Annotated in this window: 15 protein-coding genes; all 15 read right to left on the bottom strand. The window is 38.2% G+C overall.

Annotation, left to right across the window (positions count from 1 at the left end; translation table 11 throughout):
* Nucleotides 1–8: 8 nt before the first annotated feature.
* The 15 genes from GJU39_RS18675 to GJU39_RS18610 all read right to left on the bottom strand — a co-directional run bounded on the left by GJU39_RS18675 (nucleotide 9) and on the right by GJU39_RS18610 (nucleotide 13773).
* Nucleotides 9–1106: a toxic anion resistance protein gene (locus GJU39_RS18675; protein WP_154282518.1), complete on the bottom strand. Its 1098-nt coding sequence runs from the start codon at nucleotides 1104–1106 to the stop codon at nucleotides 9–11.
* Between the two features lie 25 nt (nucleotides 1107–1131).
* On the bottom strand, nucleotides 1132–1746 hold the full coding sequence (locus GJU39_RS18670; RefSeq protein ID WP_154282517.1) for a TerD family protein: 615 nt from the start codon (nucleotides 1744–1746) through the stop codon (nucleotides 1132–1134).
* Nucleotides 1747–1750: 4 nt separating this feature from the next.
* The gene (locus GJU39_RS18665) at nucleotides 1751–2305 is read right to left on the bottom strand and encodes a TerD family protein (protein WP_154282516.1); all 555 of its coding nucleotides are present in this window, start codon (nucleotides 2303–2305) and stop codon (nucleotides 1751–1753) included.
* 1 nt (nucleotide 2306) lies between these two features.
* Nucleotides 2307–3143, bottom strand: coding sequence for a phosphoribosyltransferase family protein (locus GJU39_RS18660; protein WP_154282515.1), 837 nt, complete (start codon nucleotides 3141–3143; stop codon nucleotides 2307–2309).
* Nucleotides 3140–3835 carry an HAD family hydrolase gene (locus tag GJU39_RS18655; protein WP_154282514.1) on the bottom strand — a complete coding sequence of 232 codons (696 nt, stop codon included), beginning with the start codon at nucleotides 3833–3835 and terminating at the stop codon, nucleotides 3140–3142. Before GJU39_RS18655 ends, GJU39_RS18660 begins: the two co-directional genes overlap by 4 nt.
* Before the next feature lie 110 nt (nucleotides 3836–3945).
* Nucleotides 3946–4761 (bottom strand): TerC family protein, encoded by an 816-nt coding sequence (locus GJU39_RS18650; RefSeq protein ID WP_154282513.1) that lies wholly within the window; start codon nucleotides 4759–4761, stop codon nucleotides 3946–3948.
* Nucleotides 4762–4911: 150 nt separating this feature from the next.
* A complete protein-coding gene (locus GJU39_RS23970) occupies nucleotides 4912–5220 on the bottom strand; it encodes a WD40/YVTN/BNR-like repeat-containing protein (RefSeq protein WP_245228014.1) in 309 nt (102 codons plus the stop codon).
* Between the two features lie 201 nt (nucleotides 5221–5421).
* Entirely contained in the window at nucleotides 5422–5931 is a 510-nt protein-coding gene (locus tag GJU39_RS23965; RefSeq protein WP_245228012.1) for a WD40/YVTN/BNR-like repeat-containing protein, read from the bottom strand.
* Nucleotides 5932–5936: 5 nt separating this feature from the next.
* Entirely contained in the window at nucleotides 5937–6368 is a 432-nt protein-coding gene (locus tag GJU39_RS18640; RefSeq protein ID WP_154282512.1) for a DUF2147 domain-containing protein, read from the bottom strand.
* Between the two features lie 90 nt (nucleotides 6369–6458).
* A complete protein-coding gene (locus tag GJU39_RS18635) occupies nucleotides 6459–6839 on the bottom strand; it encodes a DoxX family membrane protein (RefSeq protein ID WP_154282511.1) in 381 nt (126 codons plus the stop codon).
* 104 nt (nucleotides 6840–6943) lie between these two features.
* A complete protein-coding gene (locus tag GJU39_RS18630; protein WP_154282510.1) occupies nucleotides 6944–7129 on the bottom strand; it encodes a hypothetical protein in 186 nt (61 codons plus the stop codon).
* Nucleotides 7130–7719: 590 nt separating this feature from the next.
* Entirely contained in the window at nucleotides 7720–7932 is a 213-nt protein-coding gene (locus tag GJU39_RS18625) for a hypothetical protein (RefSeq protein ID WP_154282509.1), read from the bottom strand.
* Between the two features lie 374 nt (nucleotides 7933–8306).
* A complete protein-coding gene (locus GJU39_RS18620) occupies nucleotides 8307–9740 on the bottom strand; it encodes a TolC family protein (protein WP_154282508.1) in 1434 nt (477 codons plus the stop codon).
* On the bottom strand, nucleotides 9733–12903 hold the full coding sequence (locus GJU39_RS18615) for an efflux RND transporter permease subunit (protein WP_154282507.1): 3171 nt from the start codon (nucleotides 12901–12903) through the stop codon (nucleotides 9733–9735). Before GJU39_RS18615 ends, GJU39_RS18620 begins: the two co-directional genes overlap by 8 nt.
* 21 nt (nucleotides 12904–12924) lie before the next feature.
* A complete protein-coding gene (locus tag GJU39_RS18610; protein WP_342448229.1) occupies nucleotides 12925–13773 on the bottom strand; it encodes an efflux RND transporter periplasmic adaptor subunit in 849 nt (282 codons plus the stop codon).
* Between the last annotated feature and the right edge of the window lie 78 nt (nucleotides 13774–13851).

The raw sequence follows: 13851 nt of genomic DNA, 5'->3' as shown, positions 1-13851 counted from the left end.
GCTTTAATTTAACTCACCCTGGTTACGTTCTTTTTCAGCTCTGCTTCTAAAGTTTTTAACTCTCCATCCAGCACTCTTCTGCTTTGTGCACCAGCTTCATGAATCTGTTTTACCTCATTCAGTGTTGCAATTAACGATGATGTTGTTATTTTCAGGGTTTCCAAAGATACAACCGTTTTTTCATTCTCCTTCGCAACATCGATACTGTTTTGTTTCAACATCTCTGCATTCTTTTGAAGAATGGTATTCGTGGTATCAGAAATTTTCTTCTGCATTTCTACATTGGCTTTTTGCCTTTGTAATGCCACCGCAATGGTTAACTGATTTTTCCATACCGGGATTGTAGTCGAAACAATTGATTGTGCCTTTTCTGCAATAGAGGTATTGTTATTTTGTACCACCCGAATCTGCGCCAGAGATTGCAACATAATGAAACGCACAATTTTCATATCTGCCAACCGCTTATCTAACCGACTGATAAAATCCCTCAGATCTGCAATTTCATAATCCTGATAATCTGCTGGTCTGCCTTCCATTTCTGCCAGTTTCAATGTCAGTTGGTTGTATTTTAACTGACCAGCAATAATCAGTTCCTCCATCTGGTGGATGTAACTCACATTGCTATCAAACATGGTTTGCAATGAGCTGTTATCTTTGATGGAATTTAGTCGGCCAGCTTTGATTTTGTTGGTAATTTTATCAATATTATTTACCACTACATCATATTTCTGGAAAAGCTTCTTCACATCTACAACCAGCGATTTTAAAAAGGGAATTTTGGAAATAAAACTTTTGAAACCACTTTGCTCCAGTTCAGAAATATCTATATAATTCAGTTCTGACAACAATTCGTTAATTAAGCCACCTACCTCGCCACTGTTATAAGTTCTTACAGATGACAGGAAATCATTACTGTATTTCTCCATCGAGTTTTGTGCATCACTTCCATAGTTTAAAATAGAATTGACATCAGATGGCTCCAGCGACTGACCAAGTGCTGCATATTTTTCGGTTTCCTGAGGGGTTATTTTCTCCAGGTCTACATTTCCGTCCTTATCCAGTTTTACTGGTGTTAAGTCTTGAGTAACGTTAGGGTTGGTTTCCATAGTTTAAATATTTGTTAAGCCAGGCTTATAAATAATTTTGAGTAACCGTTTTCACTGTATCTTCCAGTTTTTTATCTTTTGTAGGTTCACCGATGGCATTAAATTTCCATTCGTCGTTTTTCTTGTAAAATACACCCATCACCATCGAAACATGGCCTGCGAAGTTAGAACCATTGGCAATATCATATTTAGCAAAAACCTCAGTTACCTGTTTAGTGGTGCCTTCATAAATGCGGATAGAAGCAAAAGGAATGGTTCCAAAATCATGCCCTCTGAAGCTGTTCAGCACAAAAGCAACGTAAGAAACATTGGCCTCCAGCTTAGAAAAATCAAGGGTAATGATTTCATTATCCAGGCCATCATCGCCACCCATATCGCCGGTTAAATCATCACCGCTATGCTTTACAGACCCATTTTTAGATTTTAAATTGCCGAAGTAAACTACTTCTAAAAGTTGCTTATTCTCATTATATAATGTACAACTGCCATCTAAATCTACCGCTTCTTTTGATTTGCTTAAGCCAAAGAGCCCTTTTTTCTCAATTGCGCCCCAGTTAATTCCTACACAAATGTTTTGTAGTTTACTTCCGTTGCTTTTTTCAAGGCTAATGCGTTGTCCTTTTTGAAGATTGATTGCCATAATGTTATTGATATTTATTTAAATAATCCTGTAAACCACCTTTCATGCCCATTCCAACCGCTTCAAATTTCCATTTACCTTCACGTTTGTAAATTCTTCCAAATTCTACTGCAGTTTCTATAGAGAAATCTTCTTCCAGCTCGTATTTTAAAATTACTTCATTGGTAACTGCGTCGAAAATACGTACAAACGAGTTTCTTACCTGTCCAAAGTTTTGTCTTCTGTTCTCGGCATCATGGATGGTTACCACCACGCAGATTTCGCTTACTTTTGAATCAGCCTTGGTTAAATCAACCTTAATTTGTTCATCATCGCCATCTCCATCTCCGGTTAAATTGTCACCTGTGTGCTCAACGCTCCCATCAGGAGAGATTAAATTATTGTAGAAAACAAAATTTTCATCAGAGATTAGTTTTTTCTGATCGTTTAAAAGAAAAATTGAAGCATCTAAATCGAAGGCAGAACCTGTTGATGAGTTATTGGTATCCCAACCTAAACCTATTGTAAATTTGGGCGCATCGATATTTTCTCTCTGCCCCTTTTGCAAGTTTATAGCCATATTATATTAGTTTATAAGTATTGTCTTTAATGTAACTTTTAATGAGTTTTAAATTATCAGCATACGCATCCATCAAATGGTAGCTGTTGCCCAGGGCCAGATCGTAAAGCTGATGAATAAAATCGTGATCCATCCGTTCTAAAAAGATCGAAAAACTGCTAGATTCTGTGTTTAAAATATATTTCACTACCCTGGTATTGAAACAAAAATAACCGTTGCTGATGATTCTTTCCAGGTCAAAGATGGATTTTATCTGGTGGTAATTAAGAAAATTTTCTACGTTAGGATGGATCTCCTTATTTACCAGTTCGGCAAAATAAAGCATGTGCATCTCATTTTTTAAGCCATATTCCCTTGCCATTTTTAAAATCATGCGCTCATGACTGCCCGTGATCTTAATATCATCTAAAAACAAGAGTGTTTTACCTTCCAGGAAATCACGATCAATATGAAAAGAATCGTTGCCAATCAGGTTCATTCGTTCTTCTGCACTTAATTCACCGTAATCTTCTTTATAAGTGATGGTGCGGTGTACTTTTGCTTCCTGAATGGTAAGCCCACCATTTTCGGCCAGCCAACGGTTAAGTTGCGAAACAAAATAGTTCTTCATGGCAAAGGTTGCCGTTGGAATAAAGCTGTAAGGACTGGAGATTACTACGATCTGATCTGCAATTCGATTATCTGTCAGGTAGTATTTAATAAAACCATCAGCAAGGTCTTTTCCGAAGGATCGGGCAACTAAATCATCACCGAATTTGAAACGGCTGTAATCATTCGGATCGAAGCCAAAGTTGGCTGTGTTATCAATTTTATGAAGTGAATAGGTGTATGGAATCATGAGAGTAGATTTGAGATAGATAGATTATTAGAATGGATGAGCATGCTGTTAATACCCATCATTTGCGCTCCGCGGATATCGGCAAGGGGGTTATCCCCTACGTGAATGATTTCCTGCAGGACTAGATCCTGATGTTTTTCGCGATCAATATTATCAATCATTAATTGGAAGAAACCTGCATTTGGTTTAGACATCCTCACTTCATCAGAATACAACTGGAAGTCTATAAAGGCATCAATTCCAAGATGACTGATCACTTTCCTAAGCGTTTTTCCTTTTATAAAACCAGTATTACTTAAAATATTGGTTGACGTAAGGCCAGAGCTCTTTATTTTTGATAATACATTTAAACAGTTGTCGCAGTAGATTAATGGCATGTGGTTAAGTAGCAAAACCTCCATTTTCTGGTATAAATCTTCGAGATCGAGATCGCCGAAGTTGAAATCATAATCATTGATGATGCTGATCACAATCAGGTACATTTCATCGGCATCTACATTTTTACCGGTTTTCTCATTAATGGCATTAACCATTAAATCTACCTGCCTGAAAATGACCGCCACTTCCGCTACACTTTTCTTTTTCGAATTTAGGTTTTGATGAAAATAGTGTGTCCGCTCTATTTTAAAAGCTGGGTTCGACTTAATTAAGGTTAACCAAAGATCAAAAGAATAATGTTTATAAAAGCTCATTCACGGTAGATTTTCTTTTAGCTACAATTTCAAATCCTAATATTAAACATTAAACGTAGCTTTAAGATTTATTGTATGTAAGATTTTTATAGACAAGCAAGCCATACTGGTTAAGATTTATCCAAAACTTCGTCGGCTTTATCCACTACTTCAAGTTCAGCCTTAGTTTTTTTAGGATAGTTAAACAATAACGATGTTAAAACAGGCAAAATGAAAATAGCTACTGTAAATATCGAAACGAACAAATCTGTTTTTTCACCTTCTATGACATGAGAAATTGGCGACTCCGGGTTAAAGTGTGTAAACAGTGATGAGGTTAATTTGATTCCCAGAACACCAATTACAATAAAAGCTACCGTTTCTAAGAAGGTAAATTTCTCCATTAGCTTTACAAAAGCCTGTGCTACGAAACGCATGGCCAAAATCCCCACGAAAACACCTATATAAATAAGATAAATGTTATCGGTAAAGGCAACAGCCGCGAAAACGTTATCGATAGAAAAGGCCAGATCCATCACCTCTACTAATGCAACAGTTGCCCAAAAGGTACCTACTAAACCAACAGTTGATTTATAAATCCAGCTTTTGCTTTTATCAACTTCTTCCTCCTCTTCATTCTTTTTCGCATTTTTCTTCCGGAAATAATCAAAAGCAAGGTAAAGCAAATAAAGGCCCCCAAGCGGCTTTAACCACCAGATTTTAACCAGCCACGCCGCCAGGAACAAACAAATTCCACGAAAAACGTAAGCGCCAATAATACCATATTTTAGTGCTTTGTCTCGCTGGTCTTTAGGTAGATCCATCACCATTGTAGCCAAAACAGCAGCATTATCGACAGAAAGCAAGCTTTCGATTACGATTAAGTTTAAAATAATGAGTAGAGAAGCCTGAATGTCATCACCTAAAACAGTGTGCAAAAAATCCATAGAACGTTAGTGTATAAATTAAATATTTAGTTAACAAAGAAAACAAAATATTCTGGTTTGTATTGATTAAACGGCATATTTCGTAAAATCAATTTTAATGAGGTTTAGATGCATGTTCAGGAAAACTGTTACGCTTATTTAAGAAATATTTTATTTGCCAATTAACAACTCAAAAATACGCCCCTTTTCTCCAGCCAGGAAAATTCTATTGCCCTTTTTGGCTTTTTGTACGGCGTTAAAACTCTGATCATTGAGATGCTTCCAGTTCTGCCCGGCATCAGTTGAAACATCGGTTCCTGAAGTGCCTGTCGCTACTATAATATTCTTATTTACATATGCTACGCCAGATCGAAAACCCAAAACAGGGCTAACAGGCTTTGTCCACGTTTTACCGCCATCATTGGTTAGCAAAACATTATTGTCATTCGCTTTATCTTTCACATAGTTTCCGCCAACCACAATGCCATTTTCCGCATCATAAAAATCGATAGAAAATGGTCCTGTTGTGCTTTCACCTTGCCAGATCGGGCATTTAAAAATACTCCAGCTTTGACCGTAATCGGCAGAATAATAAATATTTGATGCGGTGCCACCGCTCGAAATCCAGACTTTCCCGCCTGCCAGCGTTTTAATGGTCGTGCCACTCGCAGCAAAACCAGCCTAACCTTTAGCCAATGGCTGCTTTAGATTGGCAGAAATATTCGTCCAGGTTTTTCCTGCATTTCCGGTCTTCAACAACTGCATTTTATCCTGAATGGGGTCGCCAAAAATAATCCCCCGGTTTTTATCCCAAAAACCCAGTCCATCTAAAAAAATGGCAGAATCTAAGTTTTTATAGTGCTCCGTCCAGGTTTTTCCGCCATCTGCCGTTTTGAGTACATAAGCCGGCGAACCTGCATTCACAATTAGTGCCTGTTTATCATCAAAGGCTTCAATATCCCTGAAATCTAATTGCTCATAGCCATTTGGCTTCATCCATTCCCAGGTTTTACCCCCATTTAGGGTCTTGCCTACAGATCCATTGCTTCCACTCACCCAGATTACCTGATCAGATACCGCACTTAAGCCACGTAAACTGGTTTTGGCAGGTTCATTTAAAGGCTTCAATTCGAACGACTGCGCGGCGCAAAAAAAAGGTGCCATTAGCAGGCACCAGATTATATTCTTCATTTTGATTATTTAACTCGCTTAAAAGTTTCTGATCTTCCTAACAAGGAAATGCCTATATAGCCCCGTACATTAAGTACATCATTGCCTTTCATAGTCATATTGCAGCTATAGGTTTTTCCACTTTTCGGATCGTAAATTGTTCCGTCGGTCCATTTGCCATCGTCATAAACGAAATCTTTTAACAGCTCCAGGTTTAGCAATGATCTTTTTTGTAAGGCTGCATTCGGGTTTTTAACGTCCAGTTTTGGCTTTCCGTTAATATTAGGTTCTTTAATCCAGGCCAATTTACCGAAGTATTTATCGCCTTTCTTATAGATTTCAATTTGTCCTTCTCCTGAGGGATTAAGCCATTTACCAACAATTGCATCCTTTTTTTGAGCAAATACTGAAAACGACATGGCTACAAAAAGTAGCATTAGCAATGGAAACTTTCTCATATTTTTATTATAGTTAGTTTTTAAAGATAGTGAATTGACCTTTGTATGCAAACAGTAAATAAAAAGAAAAAGTATTTGTCTAATGAAAGATTACTTTGAAACCAGTGGAAGATATTTTTGCCTGTAGGCAAAAAACAGCAAGACATTAAAAATAAGCATCACTGCAACCATTGGCAATTGTTTAGGCCCGAGGAAAGCATGATAAAGAAAAATGTTTAAGGTAACAGGAAAAATGATCAAAGCACCCAATGGCGCTGTTCTCCCGATGAGCAGTAAAATACCAGAAACCAGTTCTGTTGCTTTAATTAGCGGCATTAAGTATACCGATGCCGTAAGCCCCGCCATAAAGGTGGTTTGATCTGCCGTCATTGGTGGCATCTCAGTTGGCATTATTTTTAAAAAGTAAGGAATTGATGCAAAGAGGTACATGCCCCCCAGCAACACCCGAATAATAATAATTGCAATTTTCATAATATGAGGTTTGTTAATGATTTAAAATGCTGCAATCAAATAATGTGGTAATTAATCGCTTTTATCTTCTTCTCTAAAATCAATCCGGTGATTCACAAACTTTTTTAGTGCTGATTTTTCTTCTCCATACCTGCTAAACAGTTAAACCTTGCTGTGCCGCTGTCTTTTTCAGGCGCCTTGTAAAAAGGTGTTGTGCCTGTAGATGACAGCTTAGCTTTGGCATTTAAAATGATAAACCTTAACTGTTCGATTCCATTTTGAGTGGATAATCCTACTGATTCAATATTCATCAGCCTATTTCTTTATCTAATAATGCGTATTCATCACCCGGATATATTGAATATTAATCTGACTTCTATAAAATTACTAATCCTCTAATATAAAAATACCTGACGATTATCACAAAATAAAAATAGCGACTTTAAAAACATAAAAGGCTAACTATAAGCACTTAGCACCAAAATAAATATAAATATTGATAGTCAAAACAGAAAAATGTTGGTTTGACAATTAATCGGAAATTTAAAACAAAATCAGCTTGAGAAATATTAACTAAAATAGTTATCAACATTATTGACTTAATTCATTTTTTTTTCTACGTTTAGTAAAATAATTTACAAAAACTTAATGTTATTATAACCTAACCAAAACATCTATTATTATGAGCACATTCCTTTCCATCACAGCAGCCTTCTACATTGCTTCTTTTGCATTTATGTTATATTGCTATTTTTCAGCCGAGCAGATTCCGAGTGATGATGAAAAATTCTGATTCCTGAATTTACGAACTTAAATTAGCGCTCTCAAAAATAGTCTCCGTTTACTCCTTAAAGATAATATACAAATTGTCAGGCCTATTTTACCTGACATTCCTGATGTTTTAGTCTTTTTCGATCCAGTTTAATAAATCTGCGGCCGAACCGGTATACCAGATAATTGCAGAAATAATTGAAAGGGCCAATAAAATCCATAAAATTGGCCAACCTTCAAACTTGCGTTTGGGAGAAGAACGATTAAGCTCCTGAGAATGATTATGGTCAGATTCCATCCTATCGTCCATCTGCTCTGGGTTCGGATTAGATACATTGCTCATAAAGTAAATTGGTTAGTCATACAAAATTAAATTATAAACCGTACAATCAAAATAAAGTTGCAAAAATAGTTTCGTTTTTCTTCGAATCACGTATTTACCCGCTAAACCGAAAGCAAAATGAACCACATAAATACTCCGATATAGAATATGCATGAGCCTGGCTGGAATTAACCCACACTGGAATTTTATGAAGCAAAAATAAATGGATAAGGATTTACAAAAAATTAATTCATGCAGCAAATTCTGCCAAACAAGGCATTAAGTAATCAGAAATCACTAATTTTCGCTTCATTTCGGCTGATCTTAATAAACAAAAAACGGCCTTCAAAAATATCTGAAGACCGCCAAAGTTCGCTAAAAACTTAAAATAAGGGTTAATTCCAACCTCCACCAAGTGCATGATAAATATTTACCACTGCGTTAAGCTGTTGCTTTTTGGTTTCGATTAATTCCAGTTTTGATTGTAAGGCATCGCGTTGCGTCATCAATACCTCAAAGTAATCTGCCCTGGAAGATCGGAACAAGGCATTTGAGATTTCTATTGATTCAGTAAGCGCTTTAACCTGTTGATTTTTCAAATCATAACTTCTCTGCAGGTTATTGATATTAGACATTTGATTAGCCACTTCGATATAGCCATTCAAAATGGTTTTCTCATAATCGAATACGGCCTGCAACTGCTTCGCATTCGCTGTCAAATATTCGGCTTTTATGGCATTTTTATTAATGAGTGGTCCGGCTAAATCTCCTGCTAACGAGTAAATTATAGATTCGGGTGTTCTCAGTAAGTAACCAGGATTAAATGCCTGATAGCCTACTGTAGCTGAAATACCTAAAGAAGGATAAAACTGCGCTTTTGCAACCTTAACATCTAATTTAGCTGCTGCCAGTTCTAATTCTGCCTGCTTAATATCTGGCCGGTTTGCCAGCAACTGAGATGGAATACCTGATGCAATTGTTGGCGGAACCAGGTCTGTGAAATTTTTTCCATCCCTGATAATGGTTTGCGGATAACGACCTAAAAGAAAATTAATTTTGTTTTCTGCCTCTGTGATATCTTGCTCAATACTAAATTGCAAACTTCTGGAACTTAAAACTTCTGCCTGAAATTTCCTTACTGCAAGTTCTGTTACGCGGGTAGCTTCTTTCTGAATTTTCATCAATTCCAAAGCATCGCTCTGAATTTTGATGTTTTGTTTCACAATATCCAGCTGGTTATCAAGCGCCAGCAACTCATAATAAGAATTAGCTACTTCTGCTACTAAATTGGTAACTACGAAATTCTTGCCTGCAACAGTAGATAAATAATGGTTTACTGCTGATTTCTTTGCATTACGCAGCTTGTGCCAGATATCGGCCTCCCAGTTGGCCTGTACACCAAACCGGTAATCTGGCAGGATTTCTGGAACACCTTTACCGGGTGTAATCTCTGTAGATGCATCGCCTGCACCAGAACTGGTGTAGCGGCCAACCTTATCAATTCCGGCACCAACACTATAACCTAAAGTAGGCAGCAAATCGCCTTTTCTAGCTCTGATTTCATTTCTGGCGATCTCAATATCCTGTAAAGTGATGTTTAACTCCTGGTTGTTTTTTAAAGCCGTATCAATCAGGTTCACCAGGTTAGGATCTGTAAAAAATGTTTTCCACTGGATGTTTGCACTGTTCAGGCTATCTTGCGAATCGCTATAACCCGCCGGTACATTTTTATTTTCAGCACGTTGTGCAACCTCTGGCAGTTTACAAGCGGTATATGCTGCGCATATTACGGCTAAACCAAAGTATTTATAGATGCTTTTCTTAAACATTGTCTTCAATTTCTTCAGTTAATGGATTTTCCTCTTCAGTTTTGATCAGTTTGTGTTTCTCGGCAATTTTCCCAAAGATGAAATACAATCCCGGAATAATTACGACCCCGAAAATGGTACCGAAAAGCATTCCGCCGGCTGCTGCTGAACCAATTGTTCTGTTACCAATTTTACCTGGTCCTGAAGCAATCATTAACGGAATTAAACCGGCAATGAAGGCAAAGGAAGTCATTAAAATTGGTCGGAAACGAACTGATGCACCTTCCATGGCGGCCTTTAAAACGGTTGCACCCTGAGCATGCCTTTGTGTAGCAAACTCTACAATCAACACCGCATTCTTCCCAAGCAACCCGATGAGCATTACCATGGCAACCTGGGCATAAATGTTATTTTCCAGACCGAGCAATTTCAGAAATAAGAAAGCTCCGAAAATACCTGCTGGCAGGGAAAGAATTACAGAAAGCGGCAAAATAAAACTTTCGTATTGCGCTGCAAGCACCAGATAAACGAAGGCTAAACAAATCAGGAAGATATAAATGGCCTGATTTCCTCTCGAAACCTCATCTTTCGAAATCCCTGCCCAATCGATACCGAATCCCCTTGGCAACGTTTTAGCAGCCACTTCGGTTATGGCTTTGATGGCTTCCCCGGAACTATATCCCGGAGCAGACTGCCCACTAATTTCAGAAGCGTTATACATATTATGACGGGTAATCTCTGATAATCCATAAACCTTTTCCATTTTCATGAAGGCAGCAAACGGAACCATTTCATCACGGCTATTCTTAACGGAAAGTTTTAATATATCTTCTGGTAAAGCCCGGTATTGTGGTAAGGCCTGCACCATTACTTTATACTGACGATCATATTTAATAAAGCTGGTTTCATAATTACTACCCACAAAAGTAGAAAGCGTATTCATGGCGTTATCTATGGTTACCCCTTTTTGTTGTGCAATTTCATTGTCTATTTTGAGCATGTATTGCGGAAAACTCGCACTGTAAAACGTAAATACGGATGATAACTCTTTACGCTTATTTAATTCCCTTACAAAATCGTTGGCAACGGTTTCCATTTTTTTATAGTCGCCACTCCCCCCCTTGTCTAAAAGGCGAAGTTCGAAACCTCCTGCTGCACCGTATCCTGGTACTGCCGGCGGTTGGAAAAACTCAATGGTTGCCCCTGGAATTGATTTTGACTTTTCTTCCAGCTCTCTGATAATTTCTGAAGCAGAGTGCTTGCGTTCATCCCAATCTTTTAAGTTGATTAAACAGGTTCCTGAATTTGAGCCTGTACCTTCTGTTAAAATTTCATATCCAGCTAATGATGATACCGATTTAACCCCATCAATATCCTCGCACATTTTCTGAAGTCGCTCTGCAATCTGATCCGTCCGTTCCAGAGTTGATCCTGGCGGCGTTTGAATAATCGCATAAACCATCCCCTGATCCTCATTAGGAATAAAACCTGATGGCACACTTCCACTTAAACCCCAGATGCCCAGACAGAATGCGATTAATACCCCGAAAGTAAGCATCCTGCGGCTAACCACTTTGGTTAGCACAAACTCATACTTACCTGAAAGTTTTGCAAAGCCATGGTTAAAGCCATCTAAAAACTTATCTACAATGCTTTTCCTTTTCGGTTTTCCGTGGTTGTTTTTCAACATGATGGCACACAGGGCCGGCGTAAGCGTTAGCGCTACAATACCAGAAAGGATAATTGCCGTAGCCATAGTGATGGAGAACTGCCGGTAAAAAATACCAACCGGGCCTGACATAAAGGTTACAGGAATAAACACCGATGCCATTAAAAAGGTAATCGCTATAATCGCTCCACCAATCTCTTTCATGGCCTGCTGCGTGGCCTTGAGTACAGAAAGATGCCTGTCGGCTTCCATCTTGGCATGCACCGCCTCAATTACCACGATTGCATCATCTACTACCACACCAATCGCCAATACCAATGCAAAAAGGGTGATTAGATTCAACGTAATGCCAAAGAACTGCATAAATACAAACGTTCCAATTAATGATACCGGAACTGCAATGGCCGGAATCACTGTTGAGCGCCAGTCGCCCAGGAATAAGAAGACCACCAAACCTACCAAAATAAAGGCTTCTACCAGGGTATGCACTACTTTTTCTATGGATGCATCCAGGAATTTGGAAACGTCATAACTCACTTCATAATCTAAACCTTTTGGGAAAGAGCTGCCTTTAATCTCGGCCATTTTTGCCTTAACATCTTTAATTACCTGGCTGGCATTACTTCCGTAAGATTGTTTCAATACGATTGCTGCCGAAGCTTTTCCATTTAATGTAGAGTACAAATTGTAAGCTGCACTACTGAATTCCACATCTGCCACATCTTTTAGTCTAAGCAATTCTCCATCCGGGCTAGACCTTAAGATGATATTCTCGTAACCTTCTTTAGTGTTAAAACGGCCAGAATATTTTAATACATATTCAAATGCCTGAGATCTTTTACCAGAACTTTCTCCGGTTTTACCTGGCGAAGCTTCTAAACTTTGCTCATCAAGTGATTTCATTACCTCATCTACAGAAATTTTATAAGCCTGCATGCGATCGGGTTTCAACCAAATCCTCATGGCATAATCCCTGTCACCCAGAATATCTGCATAACCTACTCCATCAATCCGCTTCAATTCTGAAAGCAGGTTGATATCGGCAAAGTTGTAAAGGAAATTCTGGTTCATTTTCGGATCCTTACTGTACAAGTTAATATACATCAACATGTTAGATTCCTCGCGACTGATCTTCACACCCTCACGAACCACTAAAGGAGGGAGTTTATTGGTTACTGCAGCCACACGGTTCTGAACGTTTAACGAGGCCTGATTGGGATCAGTTCCTAAATTAAAAACAACCTGGATGGAAGCTTCACCATCATTACCGGCATCTGATGCAATATATTTCATCCCCGGAACGCCATTTAAAGCACGCTCTAAAGGGATCACTACAGATTTAATCAGTAATTCGTTGTTAGCACCAGGATATTCTGCAGTGATGTTAACTTTTGGCGGAGAAATAGAGGGGAATTGTGTAACCGGGAGATAACTTATTGCTAAGACTCCTAAAAACACAATAATAAGCGATATAACTATAGAAAGGACGGGCCTTTGTATGAACTTGCTAAACATAAAATAAGTTTTGAGGTGTAATTACTCGGTTTTCAATCTTAATTTGTTGATTACATCCTGCGGCTGCTGAAATTTAAAAGAGATCTTGTCATCATCTTTAACCTTTTGCACACCTTCCAGCAGAATTTTATCGCCGAGGCCCAAACCATCGCCAATAACATACAAATCCGGTAACTCACCTTTTATGGTAATGGGTCTGGAATGCACCTTATTCTTGCTATCAACTATGAAAACGTAAGTTTTATCCTGAATTTCGTAAGTTGCCTTTTGAGGTATAACCAATGCATTTTTCAAAGGAACAACCATTTGAATCTTTCCCGTTTCACCATTCCTCAGCAGGTTATCTGCATTTTTAAAACGCGCCCTGAATGCGATGTTTCCGGTTTCACTGTCAAATTCACTTTCAATCAACTCCACTTTACCTTTTGATTTTAACAATTCGTTATTGGCCAAAAGCAAGCTTACTTCCTGTTGTCCTTTTGCTTTAACAGCCGATTGATAGTTTAAATATTCGGGTTCTGAGACATTGAAATAGGCAAAAACCTGGCTATTATCAGACAGGCTGGTTAACAAAGCGCCTTCCTCTACCATACTTCCCAATTTCAAAGGAATTCTATCAATTGTGCCATCAAACGGGGCCCTGATTTCGGTAAAAGCCAAATGCATTTTAGCCATTGCTGTTTCGGCATTGGCCGATTGTAGTTTAGCTTTGGCCATGGCTAACTCGTTTTTAGAAACCACGTTTTTATCGGTTAGCAATTTTGTATTTTGAAGTTCTATTTCTGCTGATTTTGTTTCAGCCTGTGCTTTTGACAACTCTGCCTGAAGCATTTTAGGCATAATTCTAAATAGCACCTGCCCGGCGTGCACACAATGTCATTAAGTTAAGGATTTTTATATTGCATCTTTTTGATTTTTAGTTACTTTAGGTTTCACTCTGGCTCTGAA

Source organism: Pedobacter petrophilus, assembly GCF_009674725.1.
Lineage (GTDB): Bacteria > Bacteroidota > Bacteroidia > Sphingobacteriales > Sphingobacteriaceae > Pedobacter > Pedobacter petrophilus.
Note: the sequence above shows the minus strand (reverse complement) of the source record. Positions and strands in the feature narration are given on the sequence as shown.

What these genes read in the sequence shown, in the direction of transcription:
- GJU39_RS23965 (WP_245228012.1), bottom strand. Translation starts at nt 5,931, where the DNA reads ATGAAGAATATAATCTGGTGCCTGCTAATGGCACCTTTTTTTTGCGCC.
- GJU39_RS18615 (WP_154282507.1), bottom strand. Translation starts at nt 12,903, where the DNA reads ATGTTTAGCAAGTTCATACAAAGGCCCGTCCTTTCTATAGTTATATCG.
- GJU39_RS18625 (WP_154282509.1), bottom strand. Translation starts at nt 7,932, where the DNA reads ATGAGCAATGTATCTAATCCGAACCCAGAGCAGATGGACGATAGGATG.
- GJU39_RS18640 (WP_154282512.1), bottom strand. Translation starts at nt 6,368, where the DNA reads ATGAGAAAGTTTCCATTGCTAATGCTACTTTTTGTAGCCATGTCGTTT.
- GJU39_RS18660 (WP_154282515.1), bottom strand. Translation starts at nt 3,143, where the DNA reads ATGATTCCATACACCTATTCACTTCATAAAATTGATAACACAGCCAAC.
- GJU39_RS18670 (WP_154282517.1), bottom strand. Translation starts at nt 1,746, where the DNA reads ATGGCAATCAATCTTCAAAAAGGACAACGCATTAGCCTTGAAAAAAGC.
- GJU39_RS18665 (WP_154282516.1), bottom strand. Translation starts at nt 2,305, where the DNA reads ATGGCTATAAACTTGCAAAAGGGGCAGAGAGAAAATATCGATGCGCCC.
- GJU39_RS18630 (WP_154282510.1), bottom strand. Translation starts at nt 7,129, where the DNA reads ATGAATATTGAATCAGTAGGATTATCCACTCAAAATGGAATCGAACAG.
- GJU39_RS18635 (WP_154282511.1), bottom strand. Translation starts at nt 6,839, where the DNA reads ATGAAAATTGCAATTATTATTATTCGGGTGTTGCTGGGGGGCATGTAC.
- GJU39_RS18620 (WP_154282508.1), bottom strand. Translation starts at nt 9,740, where the DNA reads ATGTTTAAGAAAAGCATCTATAAATACTTTGGTTTAGCCGTAATATGC.
- GJU39_RS18650 (WP_154282513.1), bottom strand. Translation starts at nt 4,761, where the DNA reads ATGGATTTTTTGCACACTGTTTTAGGTGATGACATTCAGGCTTCTCTA.
- GJU39_RS18655 (WP_154282514.1), bottom strand. Translation starts at nt 3,835, where the DNA reads ATGAGCTTTTATAAACATTATTCTTTTGATCTTTGGTTAACCTTAATT.
- GJU39_RS18675 (WP_154282518.1), bottom strand. Translation starts at nt 1,106, where the DNA reads ATGGAAACCAACCCTAACGTTACTCAAGACTTAACACCAGTAAAACTG.